This window comes from Shinella sp. GW835-FHT14H05 (assembly GCF_058793575.1).
Genome location: NZ_JBXAFY010000002.1, coordinates 394,925 through 418,533, shown reverse-complemented (window position 1 = coordinate 418,533; position 23,609 = coordinate 394,925). Strand labels below are relative to the sequence as shown.

24 protein-coding genes are annotated in these 23,609 nt (G+C 64.7%); 16 read left to right on the top strand and 8 right to left on the bottom strand.

Annotated features, from left to right (window positions below):
- The first annotated feature begins 10 nt into the window (after window positions 1-10).
- Together AC1Q6Z_RS09400 and AC1Q6Z_RS09395 are read left to right on the top strand one after the other, a co-directional pair.
- Complete coding sequence (locus tag AC1Q6Z_RS09400; protein ID WP_492647581.1) at window positions 11-163, top strand: hypothetical protein; 153 nt, start codon at window positions 11-13, stop codon at window positions 161-163.
- Between the two features lie 68 nt (window positions 164-231).
- Window positions 232-465 carry a hypothetical protein gene (locus tag AC1Q6Z_RS09395; RefSeq protein ID WP_492647580.1) on the top strand — a complete coding sequence of 78 codons (234 nt, stop codon included), beginning with the start codon at window positions 232-234 and terminating at the stop codon, window positions 463-465.
- On the opposite strand, the gene AC1Q6Z_RS09390 is transcribed toward AC1Q6Z_RS09395, so the two are convergent.
- The 5 genes from AC1Q6Z_RS09390 to AC1Q6Z_RS09370 form a co-directional block, all read right to left on the bottom strand.
- Window positions 466-1,251 (bottom strand): SDR family oxidoreductase, encoded by a 786-nt coding sequence (locus AC1Q6Z_RS09390; protein ID WP_492647579.1) that lies wholly within the window; start codon window positions 1,249-1,251, stop codon window positions 466-468.
- Window positions 1,252-1,291: 40 nt separating this feature from the next.
- Window positions 1,292-2,242 (bottom strand): sugar-binding transcriptional regulator, encoded by a 951-nt coding sequence (locus AC1Q6Z_RS09385; protein ID WP_492647578.1) that lies wholly within the window; start codon window positions 2,240-2,242, stop codon window positions 1,292-1,294.
- Between the two features lie 22 nt (window positions 2,243-2,264).
- On the bottom strand, window positions 2,265-3,734 hold the full coding sequence (locus AC1Q6Z_RS09380; protein WP_492647577.1) for an FGGY family carbohydrate kinase: 1,470 nt from the start codon (window positions 3,732-3,734) through the stop codon (window positions 2,265-2,267).
- Between the two features lie 81 nt (window positions 3,735-3,815).
- Window positions 3,816-4,784: a transketolase family protein gene (locus AC1Q6Z_RS09375; RefSeq protein WP_492647576.1), complete on the bottom strand. Its 969-nt coding sequence runs from the start codon at window positions 4,782-4,784 to the stop codon at window positions 3,816-3,818.
- Window positions 4,784-5,593 (bottom strand): transketolase, encoded by an 810-nt coding sequence (locus tag AC1Q6Z_RS09370; protein ID WP_492647575.1) that lies wholly within the window; start codon window positions 5,591-5,593, stop codon window positions 4,784-4,786. Before AC1Q6Z_RS09370 ends, AC1Q6Z_RS09375 begins: the two co-directional genes overlap by 1 nt.
- 210 nt (window positions 5,594-5,803) lie before the next feature.
- On the opposite strand from AC1Q6Z_RS09370, the gene AC1Q6Z_RS09365 reads away from it, so the two are divergent.
- The 4 genes from AC1Q6Z_RS09365 to AC1Q6Z_RS09350 all read left to right on the top strand — a co-directional run bounded on the left by AC1Q6Z_RS09365 (window position 5,804) and on the right by AC1Q6Z_RS09350 (window position 10,147).
- Window positions 5,804-6,778, top strand: coding sequence for an ABC transporter permease (locus tag AC1Q6Z_RS09365; RefSeq protein WP_435264674.1), 975 nt, complete (start codon window positions 5,804-5,806; stop codon window positions 6,776-6,778).
- Window positions 6,779-6,898: 120 nt separating this feature from the next.
- Complete coding sequence (locus tag AC1Q6Z_RS09360; protein WP_256114872.1) at window positions 6,899-7,831, top strand: substrate-binding domain-containing protein; 933 nt, start codon at window positions 6,899-6,901, stop codon at window positions 7,829-7,831.
- Window positions 7,832-7,856: 25 nt separating this feature from the next.
- Window positions 7,857-9,344 carry a sugar ABC transporter ATP-binding protein gene (locus AC1Q6Z_RS09355; protein ID WP_492647574.1) on the top strand — a complete coding sequence of 496 codons (1,488 nt, stop codon included), beginning with the start codon at window positions 7,857-7,859 and terminating at the stop codon, window positions 9,342-9,344.
- 14 nt (window positions 9,345-9,358) lie between these two features.
- Window positions 9,359-10,147 carry an SDR family oxidoreductase gene (locus AC1Q6Z_RS09350; RefSeq protein WP_492647573.1) on the top strand — a complete coding sequence of 263 codons (789 nt, stop codon included), beginning with the start codon at window positions 9,359-9,361 and terminating at the stop codon, window positions 10,145-10,147.
- Between the two features lie 20 nt (window positions 10,148-10,167).
- Here the strand turns inward: AC1Q6Z_RS09350 and AC1Q6Z_RS09345 are convergent, their stop codons facing one another.
- Window positions 10,168-11,652 carry an MDR family MFS transporter gene (locus AC1Q6Z_RS09345; protein ID WP_492647572.1) on the bottom strand — a complete coding sequence of 495 codons (1,485 nt, stop codon included), beginning with the start codon at window positions 11,650-11,652 and terminating at the stop codon, window positions 10,168-10,170.
- Window positions 11,653-11,884: 232 nt separating this feature from the next.
- Between AC1Q6Z_RS09345 and AC1Q6Z_RS09340 the strand changes: the two genes are divergently transcribed.
- Window positions 11,885-13,672, top strand: coding sequence for a diguanylate cyclase (locus AC1Q6Z_RS09340; protein WP_492647571.1), 1,788 nt, complete (start codon window positions 11,885-11,887; stop codon window positions 13,670-13,672).
- A gap of 9 nt (window positions 13,673-13,681) precedes the next feature.
- On the opposite strand, the gene betI is transcribed toward AC1Q6Z_RS09340, so the two are convergent.
- Window positions 13,682-14,320, bottom strand: coding sequence for a transcriptional regulator BetI (gene betI, locus AC1Q6Z_RS09335; RefSeq protein WP_439615406.1), 639 nt, complete (start codon window positions 14,318-14,320; stop codon window positions 13,682-13,684).
- A gap of 102 nt (window positions 14,321-14,422) precedes the next feature.
- Here betI and choX point away from each other — a divergent pair, with 102 nt between their 5' ends.
- The gene (gene choX / locus AC1Q6Z_RS09330; RefSeq protein WP_492647570.1) at window positions 14,423-15,370 is read left to right on the top strand and encodes a choline ABC transporter substrate-binding protein; all 948 of its coding nucleotides are present in this window, start codon (window positions 14,423-14,425) and stop codon (window positions 15,368-15,370) included.
- Window positions 15,371-15,375: 5 nt separating this feature from the next.
- Window positions 15,376-16,392: an alcohol dehydrogenase catalytic domain-containing protein gene (locus tag AC1Q6Z_RS09325; protein WP_492647849.1), complete on the top strand. Its 1,017-nt coding sequence runs from the start codon at window positions 15,376-15,378 to the stop codon at window positions 16,390-16,392.
- A gap of 7 nt (window positions 16,393-16,399) precedes the next feature.
- On the opposite strand, the gene AC1Q6Z_RS09320 is transcribed toward AC1Q6Z_RS09325, so the two are convergent.
- Window positions 16,400-17,101, bottom strand: coding sequence for a GntR family transcriptional regulator (locus AC1Q6Z_RS09320; protein ID WP_492647569.1), 702 nt, complete (start codon window positions 17,099-17,101; stop codon window positions 16,400-16,402).
- Between the two features lie 124 nt (window positions 17,102-17,225).
- Here AC1Q6Z_RS09320 and AC1Q6Z_RS09315 point away from each other — a divergent pair, with 124 nt between their 5' ends.
- The 7 genes from AC1Q6Z_RS09315 (at window position 17,226) to AC1Q6Z_RS09285 (ending at window position 23,592) form a co-directional block, all read left to right on the top strand.
- On the top strand, window positions 17,226-18,740 hold the full coding sequence (locus AC1Q6Z_RS09315) for an aldehyde dehydrogenase family protein (protein WP_492647568.1): 1,515 nt from the start codon (window positions 17,226-17,228) through the stop codon (window positions 18,738-18,740).
- A 121-nt stretch (window positions 18,741-18,861) separates the two neighbouring features.
- Window positions 18,862-19,812, top strand: a complete 951-nt coding sequence (locus AC1Q6Z_RS09310) for a sugar ABC transporter substrate-binding protein (protein ID WP_435264683.1) — start codon at window positions 18,862-18,864, stop codon at window positions 19,810-19,812.
- Between the two features lie 68 nt (window positions 19,813-19,880).
- Window positions 19,881-20,900, top strand: coding sequence for an ABC transporter permease (locus AC1Q6Z_RS09305; RefSeq protein WP_256114862.1), 1,020 nt, complete (start codon window positions 19,881-19,883; stop codon window positions 20,898-20,900).
- Window positions 20,900-21,631, top strand: coding sequence for an ATP-binding cassette domain-containing protein (locus tag AC1Q6Z_RS09300; RefSeq protein ID WP_069062436.1), 732 nt, complete (start codon window positions 20,900-20,902; stop codon window positions 21,629-21,631). Before AC1Q6Z_RS09305 ends, AC1Q6Z_RS09300 begins: the two co-directional genes overlap by 1 nt.
- Window positions 21,632-21,662: 31 nt before the next feature.
- Entirely contained in the window at window positions 21,663-22,505 is an 843-nt protein-coding gene (gene kduI / locus AC1Q6Z_RS09295; protein WP_492647567.1) for a 5-dehydro-4-deoxy-D-glucuronate isomerase, read from the top strand.
- Window positions 22,502-23,257, top strand: coding sequence for a 2-dehydro-3-deoxy-D-gluconate 5-dehydrogenase KduD (gene kduD, locus AC1Q6Z_RS09290; protein WP_492647566.1), 756 nt, complete (start codon window positions 22,502-22,504; stop codon window positions 23,255-23,257). The genes kduI and kduD overlap by 4 nt, the downstream gene beginning before the upstream one ends.
- 8 nt (window positions 23,258-23,265) lie before the next feature.
- A complete protein-coding gene (locus AC1Q6Z_RS09285) occupies window positions 23,266-23,592 on the top strand; it encodes a cupin domain-containing protein (protein WP_492647565.1) in 327 nt (108 codons plus the stop codon).
- Window positions 23,593-23,609 lie beyond the last annotated feature (17 nt).

The window sequence follows — 23,609 nt, the reverse complement described above, 5'->3', positions numbered from 1 at the left end:
GGAGGCCACGATGAAACGCAAAAGGAAGAACCCCAAGGCTGTCGCAATCGCGACCACCATGCCGTCGCCCCGAGCTGAACTTCCGATGCCGGCACTGGTGTTGCGCGTGGTCCTGATCCTCGCCGCTGCCGCGCTCGCCCAGCATTTCCTGCCGCACCCCTGAGCCACCTCTCTCCATTGAAGAAAGGAAGAACCATGCATCCGCATGCCAGAAAGCCGCGTCCTCCTCGCGTGACGAGCCGGACAGAACCACCCCGCTTCACCGTCGGCCGTGATTGCCACGGCTGGTGGGTCGTCGATGACCGCCTCGGCCGCGTCGGCGGCATCTTCGCCAGCGAAGACGCCGCGATGCATTATGCGCTGGAGGAGAGCAACAGGGACCGGAACGCGGTGCGCTGCCAACGCCGCGGCAAACCCGTCGAGTTCCGACTTCCTCTGGCTCCGCCGTCGCGTGCCAGGGGCTGATCAAGACATGATCAGGCCACCATCCACATTGATCGTCTGCCCGGTGATATAGGCCGCATCCGGCGACGCCAGGAAGGCGACCAGGGCGGCGACTTCGGCGGGCGTGCCGGCGCGGCCCATGGGGATGCCTTCGACCCATTCGGCCATCAGCTCGCCCGGGCCGTATTCGCCGAGCATCTGGCCCCAGACGCGGTCGTTATAGTCCCACATCTCGGTGTGGATGATGCCGGGGCAGATGGCGTTGGCGGTGATGCCTTCGCGGGCGAGTTCCTTGGCGAGGCTCTGCGTCAGGCCGACGACGCCGAATTTCGAGGCGGCATAATGCGGGGTGTAGATAAAGCCCTGGCGGGCCTGGCCGGAGGCGGTGTTGACGAGGCGGCCCTTGGTGCCGCTGGCGCGGAAGCGGCGGATCGCCTCCTGGCAGCACAGGAAGACGCCCTTGGTGTTGACGTCGAGATTGAGATCCCATTCGCGCTCAGTAAGGTTCTCGACCTTGGCGATGGTGATGACGCCGGCATTCTGCACGGAGACGGACAGGGCGCCGAGCTTCGCTTCGGCCTCGCCGTAAGCCTCCTGCACGGCCTTGGCGTCGGTCACGTCCAGCGCGAGGCCCAGCACCTCGGCGCCGGTTTCCTGTGCCAATACCGCGGCCGCCTCGACCGTATCCTTCTCGATCGCGGCGATGGCGACCTTTGCGCCTTCTTCCGCGAAGCGCTTGGCGATGCCGCGCCCGATGCCCTTGTTGCCCCCGGTGACGAAAACCGTCTGGCCTGCAAAACGTCTCATGGTCTCTTCTCCATAATGCGCAGCAGGCTGGCGGCTGAAATCAGGCCGTCAGCCGCGCTGCTGTGAACTTGTCGGTGACAAGCACATCGATGACACCCAGTTTCAGGGCGCCGGCGATGGCCTGGGTTTTCGATTCTCCGCCCGCGAGCGCCATGACGCGGTTCGTCCGGCGCAGGTCCTCCAGCGAGATGCCGATGACACGCTCGTTGAGCGGCGTTTCGACCGGCTTGCCCTGGCTGTCGTAGAACCGGTAGGAAATCTCGCCGACCGCGCCGGCCTCGTGCAGCATCACCATTTCCTGGCGGGAAAAGGTGTTGCCGGAACGGGCGAGTAGTTCGGACGGCTCGACGGCGCCGATGCCGATGATGGCGAGGCTGAGGCGGCCGAAAAGGTCCATCGTCTCGCGCACCACCGGGTCGGCCAGCATGACGAGCTTGGCTTCGCGTGAGGAGGTGATGCCCTGCACGAGCAGCAGCCGCGGCTCGCCGCCGGTGAGCCTTGCGAGGCGCGCGGTGAGCTGCGTGGCGTGGGTCTGCACGGATGCATCGCCCATGCCGCCGAGGATTTGCGCGATGTATTTGGCCTTGGCGTTCTTCAGGGGGTGGATGTTGTCCACCATGCGCAGGATCGTCTGGCTCCAGCTCGAGACGCCGATGATCTCGTCCTGCTGGAGGGTGACTTCGAGGAAATGGGCGGCGGCCTCGCCGATGCGGGCCATGATGGCGCCGTCGCGGTCTTCCGAACAGTCGATGACGATGGCTTCGGTGAGGCCGTAGCGCTCGCGCAGCGCGTTTTCAAGGTCCGCGAAGGTGCCGGCGGGGGGGATGACCGTGGTGCGCACGATGTCTTCCTGCTCGGCCCGCTTCAGCATGCGCGAAACGGTTGCCTGCGACATGTGCATGGTCTCGGCGATCTCCGCCTGCCGCTTGCCCTCGATATGGTACATCTGGGCGATGCGGGCGATCAGTCGCAGCTCGTTCAATCGTCCCATGCAGTCCTCCATTGGTGAATTTTTATTCACTCATAGTTGAAGGACCCGAAACGGTCGAGCGGTAGATTGCGTCCTGCCAGACCGCAAGGCGATCCACGGTATCGGCATTGCGCGGCACGATGGGATTGCCGGCGCGCGGCAGGGCGGCGATGGCGGCAAGGTCGGGCCAGAGGCCAAGAGAAAGGCCAGCGAGATAGGCGGCGCCAAGGGCCGAAGCCTCCGGCGCATCGCACTGCGTGATGACGTGGTTCAGCGTGTCGGCGACGCATTGCATCAGGAACGTGTTCCGGCTCGGCCCGCCATCGGCATAGAGGCGGCCGAGCGGCGTCGGCGATTGCGCGGACATGGCCTTGAAGACGTCATGCACCTGGAACGCCATGGAATCTGTCACCGCGCGGGCCATCTGGGCGCGGGTGGTGGTGAAGGTGATGCCGGAAAACAGCGCCCGCGCATCGGCCTGCCAATAGGGCGCGCCAAGGCCGACGAAGGCGGGCACGAAGCCGGGGCCGCCGGGCTGGGCGGTCGCGGCGAGATCGGTGAGGGCCTGCACATCCGGCAGGCCGAGCATCTCGGCCATCCAGGGCAGGGCGGCGGCGGAGACGAGGATATTGCCCTCGAAGGCATAGGTCGGCTTGCCGCCGATCGACCAGGCGATGGTCGTGGTGATGCCCTGCTCGGGCGCGATGAAGCGGGGCAGCGTCGTCATGATCGACGAGCCGGTGCCGAAGGTCACCTTGCCGTCGCCGGGATTGAAGGCACCGTGGCCGAAGAGCGCGGCATGGCTGTCGCCGATGGCGGAGGCGATCGGGATGCCGTCCCGAAGACCGGGCACATTCTTCGTGACGCCGAAATGAGACGCGCTGTCGCGCACCTCGGGCAAGGCGGATTTCGACACGCCGAACAGGGTGCAGAGTTCGTCGCTCCAGGCCTTCTGATTCAGGTCGTAGAGCTGGCTGCGCGCGGCATTGGCGGCGTCGCAGGCATGCACCGCACCGTCCGTGAAGCAATGGATGAGCCAAGCGTCGATCGTGCCGAGCCGGACCGCGCGGCCGGCCGGCACGCGGTCGAGCAGCCATTTCATCTTGGGGCCGGGGAACATGGGGTCGATGGGGAGGCCGGTGAGCGCCTGCACGCGCGGCGCATGGCCGGCCGCGATCAGCTCGGCGCAGGCCGGCGCGCTGCGGCGGCACTGCCAGCTCACCACCGGGCCGAGCGGTTCGCCGGTCTCGGCATCCCAGACCGTGACGGATTCGCGCTGGTTGGAGATCGCGATGCCGAGGATATCGACTTCAGGACCGGCTTGCAGGCAGGCGGCGATCGCTTCCTGAACCGATTGCCAGATGCGAACCGGGCTCTGTTCGACCCAGCCAGGCTGCGGATGCTCGATGCCGACCGACGAGGCGCCGCGCGACAGAATTTCGCCGGTCGTGGAGACGAGCACGGCCTTGGAATTCGTGGTGCCCTGGTCGATGGCGAGGATGGCGGTCGTCATGGCGGCTCCGGCAGGGAGAAATGGGGGGCGCGGCGAAAGGGAGGCCTTGCCGCGCCCGGCACGTCATCTAATCCGGCGCGATCACGCGCGGGAAGACTTCCGTGCAATCAAAGCGACGGCCGCCTCGGCGATTGAGGCAGGCGACATGCCGAATTCGTCGAGCAGGAACTCGGCCGAACCGGTGGGGGCGAAGATGCCGGGTACGCCGAGGATCTTCATCGGCACGGGCGCTTCCGTCACGACATATTCGGCGATCGCCGAGCCGAGGCCGCCGATGGTGGAATGTTCTTCGGCCGTCAGGATGGCGCCGGTTTCGCGCGCGGCGGCCACCACGGCCTCGACGTCGATCGGGCGGACCGTCGCCATGTTCAGCACACGGGCCTCGATGCCCTGCTCGGCGAGAAGTTCGGCCGCCTTCAAGATGCGGTGAGTCAGTGTCCCGTTGGCGATGAGGGTGACGGCATCGCCGTCACGCAGCAGGTTCGCCTTGCCCAGCTCGAACTTGTGGCCCGCCGGCAGCAGGTCCGGCACGCCGACGCGCGAGAGGCGCAGGAACACCGGTCCGTCATAACGCGCGGCCCATTCCACGGCGGCGGCCGTCTCGATCGAATCGCAGGGAGCGACGACCGGCAGGTTCGGCAGCACGCGGGTCCAGGCGAAATCCTCGATGGAATGGTGCGTCGGGCCGAGTTCGCCATAAGCCATGCCGGAGGAAATACCGATCAGCTTCACATTGGCGTTGGAATAGGCGATGTCGGCCTTGATCTGCTCCAGCGAGCGGCCGGTCAAAAAGCACGCGGCGCCGCAGACGAAGGGCAGCAGCCCGCCATTGGCAAGGCCGGCGCCGACGCCCACCATGTTCTGCTCGGCAATGCCGACATTGACCAGCCGTTCCGGCCAGCGGGACTTGAAGCCACCGAGCTTAGAGGAGCCGACGGAATCGTTGCAGACGGCCACGATCTTCGGATTGTCCGCCCCGAGGTGTTCCAGCGTGGCGACGAAGGCGTCGCGGCAATCGTGTAGCTTGGGAGAGGTCATCACGTCTTTCATCACAGCGTCTCCGAAAGCTCAGCCACGGCAATCTTGTATTGTTCGGCATTCGGCACCTTGTGGTGCCAGTCCACCGTGTCCTGCATGAAGGAGATGCCGTGGCCCTTGTTGGTATGGGCGACGATGCAGTGCGGGCGGCTGCCCCGCTTTTCCAGCGCCGGCACGATCTCGTCCATCACATTGCCGTTGATCTCCGTGACATCCCAGCCGAACGCTTCGAGCTTGGCCGGGAAGGGCGCGAGGTTGTTGGTGTCCTTCAGCGATGCACCCTGCTGGAAGCGGTTGTGGTCGATGATCAGCGTCAGGTTGTCGAGGCCGAACTGTGCGGCGGCCGCAATTGCCTCCCAGTTCGAGCCTTCCTGCATTTCGCCGTCGCCGGTCATGACATAGGTGCGGTAGGCGGCCCCCGTCAGCTTGGCGGCCTTCGCCATGCCGACCGCGACCGGCAAGCCATGGCCGAGCGGCCCCGTATTGGTCTCGACGCCCGGCACCTTGTTGCAGTTCGGATGGCCGTTGAGGCGCGAATGCGGCTTCAGGAACGTCGCGACCTCTTCTTCCGGAATGAAGCCGCGCTTGGCGAGCGTCACGTAAAGCGCCAGCGCCACATGGCCCTTCGACAGCACGAAACGGTCGCGGTCCGGGTTTTTCGGCTGGTCGGGCCAGATGCGCAGCACGCGGAAATAGAGCGCGGTCAGGATGTCGATGGCCGACATCTCCCCGCCAATGTGTCCGGCGCCGGCTTCGAAAACCGCTTGCAGATCGCGAAGGCGGATCTGGCGAGCGATGCTGTCGAGATCGTTCGGCTGCATGAAACCCTCATAGTGAATAAATATCCAGTTGCCTATATACACGCACGGAGATCAGGCAAGTCAAGCGGAAATCGCGGATGGTAGCGCAAAAATTAGCTGACGGGATTGTATTGACAGGACCCGGATCGATCATATACGAATTTACACACGGTAATGAATATTTATGCGCGCCGCCAATCTAAGGTGGCTGGCTGACCGGGAGGAGCGCTCATGCTGGTTGCAGCGAAGGAAAAACAAGGCATCGTGGGCGGGCTGCTGCCATCCCTGCGCGGGGCCACCGGGCCGCTGATCGGCCTGATCGTGCTGTGCCTCTTCCTCACGTTTGCGACGGACAAGTTCCTGTCGATCCGCAACTTCCTCAACGTGCTCGACCAGATCACGGTGCTGGGCGTCATGGCCGTGGGCATGACGCTGGTCATCCTGATCGGCGGCATCGATCTTGCGGTGGGCTCCGTCATGGCGCTGGCGATGATGGTGCTCGGCTATCTCCACGTCGTTGCCGGCGTGCCGATGGGGCTTGCCATTCCGCTCGCTTTGCTCGTCGCCTCGCTGAACGGGCTCGTCGCGGGGCTATTGATCACGCGCTTCAACGTGCCGGCCTTCATCGCCACGCTCGCGATGATGTCGATTGCGCGCGGCCTTGCGAACATGATCACCGACGGCCAGCAGATCATCGGCTTTCCGGCCTGGTTCAACATGATGGCGATCGTGCGTTTCGGCGGCTTCCTGACGCTGACCGTCGCCGTGATGGTCGTGGTCTTCATCGTCGGCTTGCTCTACCAGCGCTATCGCCACGGCGGGCGCGTGCTCTATGCCATCGGCGGCAATGCGGAAGTGGCGCGGCTCGCCGGCATCAATGTCCAGCGCGCGACCGTGCTCGTCTATGTCGTGTGCAGCTTCCTCGCCGGACTTGCCGGCATGGTGCTCGCCGCACGCCTCGACTCCGTCCAGCCGTCGTCGGGCGTTTCCTACGAGCTCGACGCCATCGCGGCGGTCGTCATCGGCGGCACGTCGCTTTCGGGCGGCACGGGCGGTATCGGCGGCACCATCATCGGCGTTCTCATCATCGGCGTGCTGCGCAACGGCCTCAACCTGCTCAGCGTCTCGCCCTTCATGCAGCAGGTCATCATCGGCGCCGTCATCGTGCTCGCCGTCACGGCCGAAACCTATCGCAAGCGCAAATAACGCTTTTCACCCCGCGGCCACGTGGCGGGGTGCGGAAAACGGTCGGCAATGGTGCGGACCGGCAAAAGGGAAGGTGGTCTCCGGCAAACGGAAACCACCGGGAAACTCGGAGGAGAAACCATGAAACTGTCCAAACTGCTGATGGCGGCAACCGCGGCTGCGGTCCTTGCCTCTCCCGCGGCCGCCGCGGAGGTCAAGACGATCGGCCTTGCCGTGCCGAACCTCCAGGCCGACTTCTTCAACCAGATCAAGCTCGGTGTTGAAAAATACGCCAAGGAAAAGGGCCTCACGGTCATCGTCGTCGACGCGAAGAACGACACCGCCACGCAGGTCAGCCAGGTGCAGGACCTGATGACCCAGGGCATCGACGCCTTCATCTACATCCCCGCCGGTGCTGCCGCTGCCGCCGTGCCGACCCGCCTTGCCCGCGAAGCCGGCATCCCGGTGATCAACGTCGACCGCGTTCCGGATGGCGCACCGGGCGATACCTTCATCGCCGGCGAGAGCGTCGAATCCGCTTATGCCGTCTGCAAGCACATCATTGAAAAGGCCGGCGGTTCGGGCAAGATGGCGATCATCCACGGCCAGAAGGGCACGACGCCGGAAGTCGACCGCTTCACCGGCTGCAAGCGCGCCATCGACGAGAACAAGGGCATCGAGCTGGTCGACCAGCAGTGGAGCAACATGTGGTCGGCCGACGAGGGCTTCACGATCGCGCAGAACATGCTGCAGGCAAACCCGGACATCACGATCATCTTCGGCCAGGCTGACGGTCTTGCCATGGGGGCTGCCAAGGCCGTCGACGTCGCAAACCTCTCGGACAAGGTGATCATCGGCGGTTATGACGGCGACGTCTCGGCGCTGGAATACCTCGCCAAGTGCAACGGTCCGTTCATCGCCACCGCAACTCAGAGCACGCAGAAGATGGGCGTCCTCGCCGTCGAATCCGCGCTCGCTGTTGCCGCCGGCCAGAAGGTCGAAGAGCGCCAGACGCCGAATGCCGTCCTGACGACCTGCGAAAACGCGCCGGAATTCGTCAAGAGCCATCCGTAATCCGGACACGAAAGGCAGCAGCGCCATGACGACACGCTCTCCCATCCTGTCGCTCCGTGGGATCCAGAAATCCTATGGTCCGGTCAAGGTTCTCCATGGTGTCGATCTCGACATCCATCCGGGAGAGGTCGTGGCGCTGCTCGGTGAAAACGGTGCCGGAAAATCGACCCTGTCGAACATCATTTCCGGCACCGTTCAGCCCTCCGCGGGCGAGATGACCTGGCTCGGCAAGCCCTATGCCCCCGCCAATCCGCGCGCCGCGATGGACGAGGGCGTGGGCATGATCCACCAGGAACTGAAGCTGCTGCCAAAACTTTCCATCGCCGAAAACGTCTTCGTCGGCCGCTATCCCATCAAGGCCGGCCGCATCGACCGCAAGGCGATGGAGGAGCGGGCGAGGAGCGGCCTCAAGCGGCTCGGCCTCGACATTTCGCCCGATCGCCTCGTCGAGGGCCTTTCCACCGGAAAACAGCAGCTCATCGAAATCGCCAAGGCGCTGACGCTCAACGCGCGCCTGCTCATCCTCGACGAGCCGACCGCCGCACTTGGCGGCGAAGAAGCCCAGCTTCTCTTCCAGCAGATCGAACGGCTGAAAGCAGAAGGCGTCGGCATCGTCTATATTTCGCATCGCCTCGAAGAAATCCGCCAGATCGCCGACCGCATCGTCGTCATGCGCGATGGCGCCAAGGTGCAGGAATTCGACAGCGGCGACGTGCCGGTCCGCACCATTGTCGAGGCCATGGTCGGGCGCTCGCTGGAGCGCATGTTCCCGACGCTTCCAGCCCCGACGGAGGAGGTGACGCTGGAGGTGCGCAACCTCACATCGCCATCCAATACGTTTCGCAACATCAGTTTCTCGGTCCGCAAGGGAGAAGTCTTCGGCATTGCCGGCCTGATGGGCGCGGGGCGCACCGAACTCGTGCGCGCCATCACCGGCGCTGATCCGATTTCCGGCGGCGAGGTGCTGCTGCGCGGCAAGGCCGTCACGCCGCGCTCGCCAATTGATGCGATCCGTAACGGCATCGTGCTGGTGCCGGAGGACCGCAAGCTCCAGGGCGTGGTGCTCGAACATTCGATCGCGGAGAACATCGGCTATGCCAATCTCGGCGAGATTTCCCGCAACGGCTGGCTTTCCTCGCGCCGCATTCGTGAGTTCGCCGAGGACTATATCAAGCGCTTCGGCGTGAAGGGTCGGGGCGGGCAGAATGCCGGCGAGCTTTCCGGCGGCAACCAGCAGAAGGTGGTGCTCGCCAAGTGGCTGGCGCGCAAGCCGCAGGTGGTGGTGCTCGACGAGCCGACGCGCGGCATCGATGTCGGCGCGCGCTCGTCGATTTACGATCTCATCATGGACCTCGCCCGTGCGGGCGTTGCGGTCATCGTGGTCAGTTCCGACCTTGAAGAAGTGCTCGGCGTCTCCAGCCGCATCATGGTCATGGCGCAGGGCAAACAGGCCGGCATCCTGGACCGCGAGGACGCCAACGACGTCTCGGTCATGGAACTGGCGACGATTTGAACAGGAAAAGCATTATGTCCGAAATCACACTCAACGCACCGAAATTGTTCGACCTTTCCGGAAACGTCGCCTTCGTGACGGGGGCCGGCAGCGGCATCGGCCAGCGCATCGCCATGGGCCTTGCCCAGTGCGGCGCGGATGTCGCACTGCTCGACCGCCGCACCGATGACGGCCTCGCGACCACCGCCGATTTCATCGCCAGGGCAGGCCGCCGCAGCATCCAGATCGCGGCCGATGTTACCAGTGGTGCAGCGCTGAACGACGCGGTCGCTCGTACCGAGGCGGAGCTCGGTTCGCTCACGCTCGCCGTCAACGCGGCCGGCATCGCCAATGCCAATCCGGCGGAGGAGATGGAGGAGAGCCAGTTCCAGACGATGATGGACATCAACCTGAAGGGCGTTTTCCTCTCCTGCCAGGCGGAAGCGCGCGCCATGCTGAAGAGCGGCCGCGGCTCCATCGTCAACATCGCCTCCATGTCCGGCGTCATCGTCAACCGTGGCCTCAGCCAGTGCCACTACAACGCCTCCAAGGCGGGCGTTATCCACATGACGAAGTCGATGGCGATGGAATGGGTCGGCCGCGGCATCCGCGTCAACACGATCAGCCCCGGCTATACCGCAACGCCGATGAACACGCGGCCGGAAATGGTGCACCAGACGAAACTGTTCGAGGAGCAGACGCCGATGCAGCGCATGGCCAGCGTCGACGAGATGGTTGGCCCCGCCGTCTTCCTGCTGTCCGGCGCGGCAAGCTACGTGACCGGTGTCGATCTCCTCGTCGATGGCGGCTTCTGCTGCTGGTGAATGTCGACTTCCTCTGACGCCTACTCGATGGCAGGCGGCATCTCACCGTCTTCGCGGCCGCGCAACGGCTTTTCCGGCATGAGTTGGAAGATGACGAGCGACAGCGCCATCGTGACCGCGCAGGCGAGGAATATGTAGGTGAAGGGCAGCGCGGACGTGACGTCGGTGCTCACCGTCTGGATGGCTTCGCCGCCGAGCGGCAGGCCGTTGCCGAGCGCGATGGCGCCGAGGATCGCGACGCCGAGCGCGCTGCCGAGCGAACGCAGGAATGTCAGGACGCCCGTCGCCACTCCGAGATGCGCCTGGTCGACTGCGTTCTGCACGGAGACGGTCGCCACCGGGAAGGTCATGCCGGTGCCGAAGCCCACGCCTGCCGTCAGAACTTCCAGCACGAGCAACGACGTGCGCCCGGCGAGAAATGCCAGCGCGATCAGGCAGAGGAAGCTGATCACGCCGCCGACAAGCGCGATCCTCTTGTAATGGGTGAAACGCGGGATCGTGCGCCCGCTGGTCGTTGCGCCGAGCACGGTGCCGAGCAGCAGGCCGAGCAGGGCGATGCCCGAGCCGCTGGCGGAAAGTCCGTGGAATGACTGCACATAGACGGGGATATAGACCGAAAGGCCGACATTGGCGGCCTGCACCAGGAACATGGCCAGGGTTCCGTAGCGCACGATCGGATTGCCGAGCACTTCGAGCGAGATCAGCGGCTCGGCCGTCTGCCGCAGCCGCAGGGCAAAAATCGCCCAGATGACGGCCGAAGCGCCCAGCAATCCGACGATCACAGGCGAAACCCAGGAATAGCGGCTGCCGCCCCAGTTGAGGGCGAGCAGCAGGAGCGTCGTCGCGACGATGAGCAATACCGCGCCGGCACCATCGATGCGGTGTTTGCGCGTGATGGCGGGCAGCTTCTTCAGCGGGTTGTTGATGATCATCATCGCCGCCAGCCCGAGCGGGATGTTAATCCAGAAGATCAGGGACCAGTGGAGATGCTCGGCGAAGGTGCCGCCGAGCAGCGGCCCGGCGATACAGGCCACCGCCCAGGTTCCGGATATCCAGGCGGCATAACGCGCGCGTTCGCGCGGTGGAACGAGATCGCCGATCACCGTTTGCGAGAGCGCGAACAGGCCGCCGCCGCCAAGCCCCTGCACGGCACGGCCGATGATCAGCGTCAGCATGTTGGGCGCTAGCGCGCTGATCAGCGATCCGACGAGGAAGATGATGATGGCGGCGAAGATCGTCGGGCGTCGCCCGTGCACATCGGCAATCTTGCCGTAAAGCGGCGCCATCGCGGTTGCGGTCAGGAGGTAGCCCGTGACGATCCAGGGCAGGTAGTCGCTGTGCCCGAGCGCCCGACCGATCGTCGGCATGGCGGGGGCCACGATCGTCTGGTCGAGCGCGGCGAGCAGCATGGAGAGGAGAACACCGGCGATGATGACGTTTTTTTCCGGCTCCGACAGGGCGGGTATCGCCGTTACCGTTCCGCTCGGGTGACGTGCTTCATTCATTCCTGCAATTCCGATATCGACAGCTGGATTTTGGCCCGTCGGCTCTGGCGAGTCGGCCGCCTGTTCGTGCGTGGACACCGGTAAAGCACCTTCCTTGCCGTCAAGTCCATCGAATAGAGTATATTAGTGGCACGATGCAGGCGGGCTTTGCTGGCCTGACGACAGGCAGCCCCAGCACAATCAGCGGTATTTCCTTAATCCTCTTGCAAGCTGCCACTGGCACTGTGCGGGGATGAGAATCACCACGATCACCAACTGGGCCTACGGGATCACCGTCGTTCTGACGGCGCTTTCCGGTGCGTCCTTCATCATGTCGTCCCGCAGCGCCCTTCATGAACGGGTCGCGGTGGAGGAACACCTGACACTCGACACGCTTGCCGAGGAACTGGCACTCGGCGCCGAGGTGCGGAGCGACGAGGCGCGGCTTTACGTGATGCGCGGCGAGGAGCGCCACCTGCAGGCGTTTCATGCCGAAGAGCAGACGGAGCGGCGTCGTGAGGATGCTGCGGCGAAACTCGCGGCGCAGAAATTGACGCCGGCCGAAGTGGCAGCCTTGGCGGATGTCGCGAGGGACGCGGAGGAACTGGACAAGATCGAGGTGGCTGCGGTCGAGGCGTTTCAGCGCGGGGACAAGGTCGCGGCGCAGGACGTTCTCTTCGGCGCGGAGCATGAACGGGTCCAGAAAGCCCTTCTCCAGACGGTGGCCCATTTCCGCGACCTGACGGCGACGCGCGCGACGTCGGAGCTTGAAGCCGCCCGCGCACGCAGCGACTGGTGGAGCCTTGCCGCCGAGATCATGCTTGCCGTAACGGGCGCGCTGTTCGTCGCCGTGCTTTATTTCGTTTTGAGGCGGCGGGTGGCGATGCCGCTGATGCGCATGACGGGGATCGTCAGCCGGCTCGCCAAGCAGGATTACACCGTCGAGCTCCCAATCGACCGGCGGGGCGACGAAATCGGCGAGATGAACGAGGCCATCGATGTCTTCCGTACAAACCTTATCGAGCGCGAGCGGCTCGATTCCGAGCGGCGCGCCGACCAACGCACCAAGGACCTCATTCTCCAGATGATGCACCGCGTTCAGGCGTGCCAGAACCAGGCGGAGCTGACCGACGTCGTCGTCCGGTTTGCCCCGCAGATCTTTCCGGGCCTTGCCGGCGGCCTCTATATTCTCAACGAGGGCAACACGTCGCTGGTGCGCACGGGGGCATGGCTCGACCCGCAACATTCGGCGGCGGTCTTTCCCGCCACCGCATGCTGGAGCCTGCGGCGCGGCCGCTCGCACCAGAGCAGCGCCAACGGCTCCGATGTGCCCTGCCAGCACCTCGATCCGCCCGGCGTGACTGCGCTCTGCGTTCCCCTGACGGCGCAGGGCGACATGATCGGGCTTCTCTCTCTCGAAGAACGGGACGAGGATGCGCTGGGACCGTTGGGCGCGCGGCTCTATCTCGAACTGATCGCCGAAAATGTCGGCCTGGCGATCGCGAACCTGCAACTGCGGGAGAAGCTGACGACGCTTGCGGTGCGCGATCCGCTGACCGGCCTCTTCAACCGCCGTTTCCTGGAAGAAACCTTGCAGCGGCACACCAGGGACCATGCGGGCGAGCCGCTTGTCTGCCTGATGATCGACATCGACCACTTCAAGCGCTTCAACGACCAGTTCGGGCATGATGCGGGCGATCTCGTCATGCAGTTCGTGGGGCAGACGCTGCGCGAAACCTGCGCGCCGGCCGGCAATGCCTTCCGGTTCGGCGGGGAGGAGTTCACGGCCCTCCTGCCGTTCCTCGGCGAACAGGAGGGTATCGAGCTCGCAGACACCCTGCGCGACAAGATCAGCAGCGTCGCGCTCTCCCATGCCGGCCAGATCCTCGGCACGGTTTCCATCTCCGTCGGGGTGGCGGCGTCGCCGGGGGAGGGCTCAGTGGAAACCCTTGTCACGCGTGCCGATGCGGCGCTGCTGCAAGCCAAGGCGGAAGGCCGCGACAGGGCGATTGCCGCAAGCGCGATCCACAGGAAGAGCTGATACGCGGCCTCAAACTCCGGGCGCACCCGCGGTGTTCAACCGGCGCACCAGTTCCGGACCGAGCGTGTTTCGCGCATAGTCGATCAGGATGGACTTGGCCTCATGCAGCGGGAGGTCGATATCCGCATGGCCGCGGCGCAGCCAGAGGCCGTCGATGAGAGCTGCAAAGCCACGGACGAAGTGGTCGATCTCGGTGGGGCCGAGATGGGGCTTCAGGATATCCGACACATTGGACTTGAGGCGGCGGTAATAGGGGCGCAGCAGCCGTGCATAGCGCTCGTTGTGCGAGGCTTCGGAATAAAGCGATATCCAGGCGCTCGCCGTCGGCTGGTCGAAACGCTGTGCGGGGAAATTCCCGTCGATGAGGGCGATCAGGCGCTCCCAGCCGCAGCGCGAGCGGCGCAGGTTGCCGACGATCTCGTTGGCCAGGATGCGGTTGTTCATCCGCACCATCTCGAAGAGAACCTCTTCCTTGTCCTTGAAGTAATAGGTGAGGATGCCCTGCGAGAGGCCGGCCTCGGCGCAGATTTTTGCGCTCGTCAGGCCGCGCAAACCCTCCTTCAGGAAGATGCGATGGGCGGCGTCGATCAGTTCGACGCGCCGGACGTCCTCGATGCGGGTGCGCTGCTTCTTTGGCTTCTGCTGCATAGTTTTCCCTAGCAGATCAAATTTTTGTACGCTTTAACAATTTTTTGCTTGTCTTAAAAATTACCGTCCGTATCCTTTGTGAAAACCACAAGGGGAACGCCAATGAACAGGACAGTTTTTGCGATGATCGTCGCGGCCGGTGCCGCATGTCTGCCAGCCCATGCCGCATTCGCGGTCGATGCGCCGGAATGCAAGGCGGTGCGGCTTTCCGATCTCGGCTGGACGGATATCGCGCTGACGAACACGACGGCCGAGATCATTCTTGGCGCGCTCGGCTACGAGCCCAGCCAGACGCTGCTTGCCCTCAACATCACCTTCGATTCGCTGCGCAATGGCGACATCGACGTGTTCCTCGGCAATTGGCGTCCCGTGCAGGATCTCGATTACAAGCCCTATTTCGACGACGGCTCCGTCATCCCCGTCGCCACCAACCTGACGGGCGCGAAATACACGCTGGCAGTGCCGAAATACGTTTTCGACGGCGGCCTGAAATCCTTCGACGACCTCCAGAAATTCGCCGACAAGCTCGACCACAAGATCTACGGCATCGAGCCGGGCACCAACAAGCCGCTGCTCGACATGGTCGAAGCCAAGGCGCATGGCCTGGAGGGCGACTGGGAAGTGGTGGAATCCAGCGAGGCCGCGATGTTGACGCAGGTGCAGCGGGCGGCCGAGGCCAAGGAATGGATCGTCTTCCTTGGCTGGCAGCCGCACCCGATGAACGTCAACATGGAAATCGCCTATCTCGCTGGCGGCGATGCCGAGTTCGGCCCGGATTTCGGTGGTGCTACCGTGCGCACGCTGGTGCGCAAGGGCTATCCGGAGCTGTGCCCGAACGTCACGGCCTTCTTCAGCAACCTCGTCTTCGACATCGACTATGAAAACACCGGCATGAACATGATCATGACCGACGGGCTGGAAGCGAAGGACGCGGCCATAAAGATGATGCAGGCGTATCCGGAAAAGCTCGATGCCTGGCTCAAGGACGTCGTGACGCTTGACGGCAAGCCGGGACTGGCCGCCGTCAAGGCGGAGCTCGGCATCCAGTGACATCCATGCCCATGATGCGGGCCGCCGTGCTGGCGGGCTATGGCGAACCCTTGCAGATCCGTCAGGTGCCCCGGCCCGTTGCCGGACGCGGCCAGCTTCTCGTCCGCCTGAAGGCCTGCGGCATCTGCCATTCCGACGTGCACATATGGAAGGGCGACGTGCTGCCGCCGCATGCGCCGGAGCCGTTCATCCTGGGCCATGAGGGCGTGGGCGTGGTCGAGGCGGTCGGCGAGGGCGTCGAGGGCTGGGCGGCCGGCGACACGGTGGGCGTGCCCTGGCTGCACGACACCTGCCTTCGCTGCGATGAATGTTCGGATGGCAATGAGGCCTTCTGCCAGCACCAGCGGGCGCATGGTCTGAACGTGCCGGGCGGCTTTGCGGACTATGTCGCGGTCGACGCCGCCTTCGCCGTCGCACTGCCAGCCGACGTCGACCCCTTGGCAACCGCGCCGGTGATGTGCGCGGGTGTCACCGCCTATGGCGCGATCCGTCGGGCAGGGGTGGTGGCGGGTGAGCGACTTGCGGTGTTCGGCTGCGGCGGCCTCGGCCTTTATGCGGTGCAGATCGCCGCGCGCATGGGTGTTCATGTGCTGGCCGTGGACCGCGACCCCGCCAAGCTGGAGCATGCACGCTCCTATGGCGCGGCCGAGGTGATGACGGCGGGTCCGGATCTCGACCGTCATCTTGCCGGCGGCGCGCGCTATCATGCGGCGATCAACTTTGCCCCGACCCCCGCCACGTGGGCGGCGATCGTGGCGTCGATCCGGCCGCGCGGTCGCATCGTTGCGGCGGCGCTGGTCTCAGAACCCGTTCCATTGGTTCAGGAATGGCTGACGGCGACGGGCGTCACGATCACCGGCACCAGCGTCGGCACGCGGCAGGAGATGCGGGAGGTCGTCGCGATGCATGCGCGACAGCCGCTCCTCAACCCCATCGAGGAAATAGACCTCGCCCACGCCACCGAGGCGCTGGAGGCGCTCGCAAGCGGGCAGGCCAAGGGCCGTTACGTCATACGCTATTGACGATCCGTCATTCGAACAGGCCGGGGTGATCGGCCTCGATCTGGGGCAGGTCGGCGAGGATGCCATTGAGGTGGCGGCGCATGGCGGCCGCGGCGGCATCGGCATCGCGCGTGTCGATGGCGGCGATGATCGCCTCGTGTTCGGAAATCAGCCGCGTCATGGAATCGGGGTGGCGGAGCTGCAGGTTGCAGACCCGGTCCATATGCGCCTTGATGTCCGAGATGGCGTTCCAGGCGAGGCCGCAGCCGGCGCCTTCCGCAATCGCGATGTGGAACTGCTCGTCTTCGCGGCGGAAGGCGTTGTGGTCGTGCGCCTCCATCGCCGCCGTCTGGCGAGCGAGGATCGTATCGATCTTGCGCCGCGTCCACGCGTCGAAGGTCTCGCTGGCGCGCCGCGCAACCGCGGTCTCGATCGCCTCGCGCACGAAGCGCGCTTCCATCATCTGCCGCGCTGAAATCCTCACGACGACCGTGCCCCGGTTGGGGCGGATGTCGACCAGCTTCGACTTGCCGAGCGCGATCAGCGCCTCGCGCACCGGCTGGCGGGATACACCCATGCGGGTCGCGATTTCCTGTTCCGAAAGCCGCGCTCCAGGGGCGAGTTCGAGGCGGATGATCGACTCCCGCAGGTCGCGCTCGACCTGCGCCGCCGCCGTTTCGCCGGTGTCGATCTTCAGGGATTCAAGGTTCATCTCTTTCGCCGCCGTCATGCGTTGACATCCAATTTAAACCACCATACAGTACCATACAGATCAAACGCAACAGAAATCCGGTGGCCTGAAAACCGGATGAACAGGGAGGGGCCGGCGCCATGTGTCCGGCCTTGGAGAGATATTGCTGTCCAATTTTATTGCACCCGATTCCAGTGATCCCCGCCTCGGCATTAAATCCCGCTACCGGATGCTTGTCGATGGCAAGTCTGTGGATGCGGCTTCGGGCAAGACGATCGATCGGGTGAGCCCCGGCCATGCCGGCATGGTGGTCGGCACCTGGCCGGAGGCTTCGGCGGATGATGTGCGGCTCGCTGTCGCCGCCGCGCGCCGGGCCTTTGATACCGGCCCGTGGCCGCGCATGTCGGGCGCCGAGCGCTCGCGCCTGATGTTCAAGGTGGCGGACCTTATCCTTGTGCATCAGGAAGAACTGGCGCTCGCCGAGAGCCTGGAGGTCGGCAAGCCGATCAACCAGGCCCGCGGCGAGATCGGCTTCTGCGCCGATCTCTGGTCCTATGCGGCAGGACAGGCCCGGGCGCTCGAAGGCCAGAGCCACAACAATATCGGCGACGACCGCCTCGGCCTCGTGCTGCGCGAAGCGGTCGGCGTCGTCGGCATCATCACGCCCTGGAACTTCCCCTTCATCATCGCCTCCGAGCGCGTGCCGTGGGCCATCGGCGCCGGCTGCACGGTGGTGCTGAAGCCCTCTGAATTCACCTCCGGCACCTCGATCCGCATGGCGGAACTGGCACGCGAGGCCGGCATTCCCGACGGCGTGTTCAATGTCGTCACCGGCTATGGCGATCCGGCCGGCCAGTTGCTGGCCGAAGACCCTGGTGTCGACATGGTCGCCTTCACGGGCTCCGTGCGCGTCGGCACCAAGCTCGGCGAGATCGCGGCCCGCAGCGTCAAGCGCGTCGGGTTGGAGCTCGGCGGCAAGGGGCCGCAGATCGTCTTCGCCGATGCGGATCTCGATGCAGCGGCCGATGGCATTGCCTACGGCGTCTACCACAATGCCGGCCAGTGCTGCATTTCCGGCAGCCGGCTGCTGGTGCAAGAGGGCATCCGCGATGCGCTGATGGAGCGCCTGCTCGACATTTCGCGCAAGGTGACCTTCGGCGACCCGCTGAACGAGCGCACCAAGATCGGCGCGATGATTTCCGAAGCGCATGCGGAAAAGGTGCACTCCTATGTGGAGGCCGGTATCGCGTCGGGTGCGGAACTGCTGCTCGGCGGCGAAAGGGTCGGCGGGGAGGCCGGGCTCTATTACGCGCCAACGGTCTTCGGCGGCGTGACGCCCGACATGTCGATTGCCCGGGAGGAGATCTTCGGGCCGGTGCTGTCGACGCTGACGTTCAAGACGGCGGACGAGGCCGTCGCGATGGCCAATGCCAGCGAATTCGGCCTGTCTGCTTCCGTCTGGTCCACCAATCTCGAAAACGCGCTCCAGAGCATCCGCCGCATCCGTGCCGGCCGCTGCTGGATCAACAGCGTCATCGACGGCACGCCGGAACTGCCGATCGGCGGCTACAAGAAGAGCGGCCTCGGCCGCGAACTCGGCCGCTACGGCTTCGATGAATATTCCCAGTTCAAGGGCGTGCATGTCACGCTCGGGCGCCCGGCGCCCTGGTTCGGATAATCCGCTGCAATCTGTAGCGAGAGGAGGAAAATCTCGGCTGGCGTGATCTTTGGTCGGAGCCCGCCAGCCGAGACTTGGGTCTTTTGGACCCGCATTGCACATCCAAAGGGAGGATACGCAAATGAAATTGACCAGGTTGAGAACCGCTGCATTGGCCGCGGGCCTGACCACCATGCTGGCATCTACGGCGCTTGCCGCGGACGTCAAGGCCACGATGATCATCTACCTCGATCCGAGTGTCCAGTTCTTTAACCCCGTGGTGAAGGGCGCGCAAGACGCGGCCGCCCAGTTCGGCGTCGATCTCGACGTGCAATATGCCAACAACGATCCGGTGCGCCAGAACGACCTGATCGAAAGCGCGACCGCGAGCGGCGTTGACGGCATCGCCGTCGCCATCTCCTCGTCGGACGCCTTCGACGAAAGCATCTGCGCGGCGGTGAAGGCCGGCATCGTCGTCATCGGCTTCAACAATGACGACCTCGACGGCGCCAAGGGCAATTGCCGCCAGGCCTATGTCGGCATGAACGAGTTTGCCTCCGGCTACGAGCTCGGCAACCGCATGATCAAGGAGTTCGGCCTGAAATCCGGCGACGTTGTCTTCAACCCGCGCGAAATTCCCGAGGCGAGCTTTGCGGTCGCCCGTGGCGGCGGCATCGAGAAGGCGATGACGGAGGCTGGCATCAAGGTGGAGACGGTCCGCGCCGGCCTCGACCCGGCGGAAGCGCAGAACATCATGGCACAGTTCCTGATCGCCAACCCGACGGTCAAGGCGCTTTTCGGCACCGGTTCGGTAACCTCCACGGTGGGGGCCGGTGCCATCAAGGATGCCGGCGTCAACATCCCGTTCGGCGGCTTCGACCTTGCGGTCGAGATCGTCAATGCGGTGGAATCCGGCGCGATGTTCGCGACCATGGACCAGCAGCCCTATCTCCAGGGCTACTACCCGATCGCTCAGATCGCGCTCTCGAAGAAGTACGGCCTGACCCCGACTGATATCGACACCGGACAGGGCGCCTTCCTCGACAAGTCGCGCATCAGTTCGGTCAAGCCGCTGATCGGCAGCTTCCGCTAATCGCCTTGAAAGGGAGCCTGCCGGCATGCCCGGCGGGTTCCCGTTCCCAAACGATCGAGTGCCAGACCGTGACCCCTATTCTAGCAGACAGTGCCGCGCCCCGGTCGCGGACCCAAAGACAATCCATCCTCAAGCAGATCATGGGCATGCCCGCGGGCGCGATCTTCCTCGTCTTCATGACGTTGCAGATCGTCTGCATCGCCGGTGCGCTGCTCTATCCCAATGAGTTTCGCTATCTCTCGCCACAGAACCTGACCATCCTGATGAAGGCGATCCCGGTGCTCGGCTGCCTGGCGCTCGGCGCCGGCGTGCTGATGATCGCCGGCGAATTCGACCTCTCCATCGGCTCCGTCTATACCTTCACGGCCGTCCTGATGGCCACGCTCGTCGGTGCCGGCGTCAGTGCCTTCATCGCCGCCCCGCTCGGCATCCTGGCCGGCGTGATGATCGGCCTGCTCAACGGCCATATCACGCTGCGCTTCGGCTTGCCGTCCTTCATCGTCACGCTCGGCGGCCTGTTGTTCTGGCGCGGCGCCGTGCTGCTCTATAACGGCGCGGTCCAGGTCCGCTTCGATCCCGAGCCGATCTTCACCAGCCTGTTTTCCGGCACGCTGCTCGGCGTCAACGCCGCCTTTATCTGGATCGTGCTCTTCGTCATCGGCTTCCACCTGCTGCTGCATCGTCACCGCTTCGGCAACCACGTCTTCGCGACGGGCGGCAACCCGGGGGCGGCGACGGCGATCGGCATCAACACGAACCGCGTCAAGTTGATCGCTTTTGCGATTGCCGGCGGCATGGCGGCGGTGGCGGGCATTCTTGCCACGGCCCGCGTCGGCAGCGTGCAGCCGGGGCAGGGCGCCGGGCTTGAACTCCAGGCGATTGCGGCCTGCGTCATCGGCGGCCTGTCGCTGCGCGGCGGCCGGGGCTCGATCATCGGCATCTTCCTCGGCGTGCTGCTCATCCACACCATGACGGACGTGCTGCTGCTGCTGCGCGCTCCCGGCTTCTATCTCGACATGTTCATCGCGACGCTGATCGTGCTGGCCGCCATCTTCAACCATCTCATCGAGCGGCGGGGTCTTGCGTGATGTCGAACCTTCTCGAACTGCACAATATCTCGAAAAGTTTCGGCGCGCTCACCGCGCTCCGGAACCTCAGCTTCCACATTGGCGAAGGCGAAGTGGTGGGCCTGCTCGGCGACAACGGCGCCGGCAAATCCACGACCGTCAACCTGATCTCCGGCATCCACAAGCCGACCGAGGGCTACCTCAGCGTCGACGGTAAGAAGACGGCGTTTACTTGCCGCTCGGATTCGGCGGATGCCGGCATCGAGACGATCTACCAGCATACCGCGCTGGTGGATTCCCTTTCGATCACCCGCAACATCTTCATGGGTCGCGAGCTGACGGACCGCTTCGGCTTCCTGCGTCAGGCCGAGATGCGCGAGATCGCCATGGACGTGTTGCAGAACGCCGTGCACATTTCGGGCATCGATTCCCCGGATACGCTCGTCGGCAACCTTTCCGGCGGCCAGAAGCAAGCCGTTGCCATCGCCCGCGCCGTCTACTTCAAGAAGCGCGTGCTGTTGTTGGACGAGCCGACCTCCGCACTCTCGGTGCGCGAGACGGAGGCACTGCTGAACCAGGTGCTGAAGCTCAAGGCCGAGAACGTCTCCAGCGTGCTGGTGACGCACAACATCTACCACGCCTATCAGGTCTGCGACCGGTTCGTGATCATGAGCCACGGCACCAAGGTGTTCGACGTCGACAAGGCCGACACGACGATCAACCAGCTGACCGAATATGTCGTGCTCACCTGACCCCCATTTTGAAAGACAAGAGGCAAACGCCGTGACACTTTCCGTATCTGTACGACAGGCCGTGGGGCCGCAGGACGCCGCAAGGCGCGACACGAAGGGCCTGCGCGATGGCTTCGTCATCGAGGACCTGTTCCGCCCCGGCGAGGTGAAACTCACCTACAGCCATCTCGACCGCATGATCGTCGGCGGCGTGGTGCCGACGACGAGCAAGCTGGTGGTCGACAGCGTGCCGGAGACGGGCACCGAACGCTTTCTCGACCGCCGCGAAGCGGCGATCGTCAATATCGGCGGCGCGGGCATGGTCAGCGTCGGCGGCAAGGACTATGCGCTCGGCTTCCAGGAAGCGCTCTATGTCGGCATGGGCGGCGGCGCCCTCGACTTTGCCAGCGGTGACCCGGCCGCTCCGGCTCTGTTCTATCTCCTGAGCGCGCCCGCCCACCGTGTTTGCCCCACGGTGCACATCACCCGCGAGATGGCGAAAAAGGTCGTGCTCGGCTCTGCCGAAGAATCCAACGCCCGCACCATCAACCAGTATATTCATCCGGACGTCTGCGAGAGCTGCCAGCTGCTCGTCGGGCTCACCATGTTCGAGCCGGGCTCCGTCTGGAACACCATGCCCGCGCATGTGCATGACCGGCGTATGGAGGTCTATCTCTATTTCGGCATGCAGGAGGCGACGCGCATCTTCCACTTCATGGGCGAGCCGGGCGAGACGCGGCACGTTGTGCTGAAGAACCATCAGGCGGTCCTGTCGCCGGGCTGGTCGATCCATTCCGGTGCGGGAACCGGGCGCTATGCCTTCATCTGGGCCATGGCCGGCGACAATATGAGCTTCACCGACATGGACAAGGTGCCGATGGACGCGCTCCTATGACGATGTTCGACCTCACCGGCCGCTGGGCGATCGTTACCGGCGCCAATACCGGCATCGGCCGCGCCATCGCGATCGGGCTGGCGCAGGCCGGCGCCGACATCGTCGGCGTGGGGCGATCGGCGATGACGGACACGGCGGCGGACGTGACGTCCGCCGGACGGACCTTCCTGTCCATCACGGCCGATCTTTCGCAGGCGGGTGCGGGGGCCGGCGTCATCGCGCAGGCGCTGGCCGCCGGCGCCACGCCGGATGTTCTGGTCAACAATGCCGGCATCATCCGCCGGGCCGATGCGCTGGAGTTCACCGAGGAAGACTGGGATGCGGTGCTCGACACCAACCTGAAGTCCGTCTTCTTCCTGTGCCAGGCCTTTGCAAAGGCGGCGGTCGCGGCGGAGCGGCCGGCAAAAATCATCAACATCGCCTCCCTGCTCTCCTTCCAGGGCGGCATTCGCGTGCCGTCCTACACGGCGGCGAAGAGCGGCCTTGCCGGCCTGACGAAGCTCATGGCAAACGAATGGGCGGCGCGCGACATCAACGTCAACGCCATCGCGCCAGGCTATGTCGAGACCAACAACACGGTCGCCCTGCGTGCCGACGCGGAGCGCAGTGCCGACATCTTGAAGCGCATTCCGGCCGGCCGCTGGGCGAAGCCCGGCGACATGGTCGGTGCCGCGGTTTTCCTGGCGGCACCGGCTTCCGACTATGTACATGGCACCATCCTGCCGGTGGACGGCGGATGGCTCGCCCGCTGAGAGGACACATGCAACATTATACCCTGCCTGAAGATACCGTCTGGACCGAAGTGGCGCCCGGCAACAGCCGCGCGGTTCTGAGCCATCGCCCGGAAATGATGCTCGTCGCCTTCCGCTTCGAGGAGGGCGCCATCGGCGCCCTGCATTCGCATCCGCACACGCAGGTGAGCTACGTCGCCGAAGGCGCCTTCGACGTCACCGTGGACGGCGTCACCACCCGCCTTGCCCAAGGAAGCAGCTTCATCGTCGCCCCGAACCTCGTGCACGGCGTGGTCGCGCTGGAGCCCGGCCTGCTGATCGACACGTTCACACCCCGGCGCGACGATTTTCTTTGATCTCGGTAAGGTTTGAT

Coding starts and splice junctions, on each gene's coding strand:
- AC1Q6Z_RS09400 (WP_492647581.1), top strand. CDS start 11: ATGAAACGCAAAAGGAAGAACCCCAAGGCTGTCGCAATCGCGACCACC.
- AC1Q6Z_RS09390 (WP_492647579.1), bottom strand. CDS start 1,251: ATGAGACGTTTTGCAGGCCAGACGGTTTTCGTCACCGGGGGCAACAAG.
- AC1Q6Z_RS09385 (WP_492647578.1), bottom strand. CDS start 2,242: ATGGGACGATTGAACGAGCTGCGACTGATCGCCCGCATCGCCCAGATG.
- AC1Q6Z_RS09380 (WP_492647577.1), bottom strand. CDS start 3,734: ATGACGACCGCCATCCTCGCCATCGACCAGGGCACCACGAATTCCAAG.
- AC1Q6Z_RS09375 (WP_492647576.1), bottom strand. CDS start 4,784: ATGAAAGACGTGATGACCTCTCCCAAGCTACACGATTGCCGCGACGCC.
- AC1Q6Z_RS09370 (WP_492647575.1), bottom strand. CDS start 5,593: ATGCAGCCGAACGATCTCGACAGCATCGCTCGCCAGATCCGCCTTCGC.
- AC1Q6Z_RS09365 (WP_435264674.1), top strand. CDS start 5,804: ATGCTGGTTGCAGCGAAGGAAAAACAAGGCATCGTGGGCGGGCTGCTG.
- AC1Q6Z_RS09360 (WP_256114872.1), top strand. CDS start 6,899: ATGAAACTGTCCAAACTGCTGATGGCGGCAACCGCGGCTGCGGTCCTT.
- AC1Q6Z_RS09355 (WP_492647574.1), top strand. CDS start 7,857: ATGACGACACGCTCTCCCATCCTGTCGCTCCGTGGGATCCAGAAATCC.
- AC1Q6Z_RS09350 (WP_492647573.1), top strand. CDS start 9,359: ATGTCCGAAATCACACTCAACGCACCGAAATTGTTCGACCTTTCCGGA.
- AC1Q6Z_RS09345 (WP_492647572.1), bottom strand. CDS start 11,652: ATGAATGAAGCACGTCACCCGAGCGGAACGGTAACGGCGATACCCGCC.
- AC1Q6Z_RS09340 (WP_492647571.1), top strand. CDS start 11,885: ATGAGAATCACCACGATCACCAACTGGGCCTACGGGATCACCGTCGTT.
- betI (WP_439615406.1), bottom strand. CDS start 14,320: ATGCAGCAGAAGCCAAAGAAGCAGCGCACCCGCATCGAGGACGTCCGG.
- choX (WP_492647570.1), top strand. CDS start 14,423: ATGAACAGGACAGTTTTTGCGATGATCGTCGCGGCCGGTGCCGCATGT.
- AC1Q6Z_RS09325 (WP_492647849.1), top strand. CDS start 15,376: ATGCCCATGATGCGGGCCGCCGTGCTGGCGGGCTATGGCGAACCCTTG.
- AC1Q6Z_RS09320 (WP_492647569.1), bottom strand. CDS start 17,101: ATGACGGCGGCGAAAGAGATGAACCTTGAATCCCTGAAGATCGACACC.
- AC1Q6Z_RS09310 (WP_435264683.1), top strand. CDS start 18,862: ATGAAATTGACCAGGTTGAGAACCGCTGCATTGGCCGCGGGCCTGACC.
- AC1Q6Z_RS09300 (WP_069062436.1), top strand. CDS start 20,900: ATGTCGAACCTTCTCGAACTGCACAATATCTCGAAAAGTTTCGGCGCG.
- kduD (WP_492647566.1), top strand. CDS start 22,502: ATGACGATGTTCGACCTCACCGGCCGCTGGGCGATCGTTACCGGCGCC.
- AC1Q6Z_RS09285 (WP_492647565.1), top strand. CDS start 23,266: ATGCAACATTATACCCTGCCTGAAGATACCGTCTGGACCGAAGTGGCG.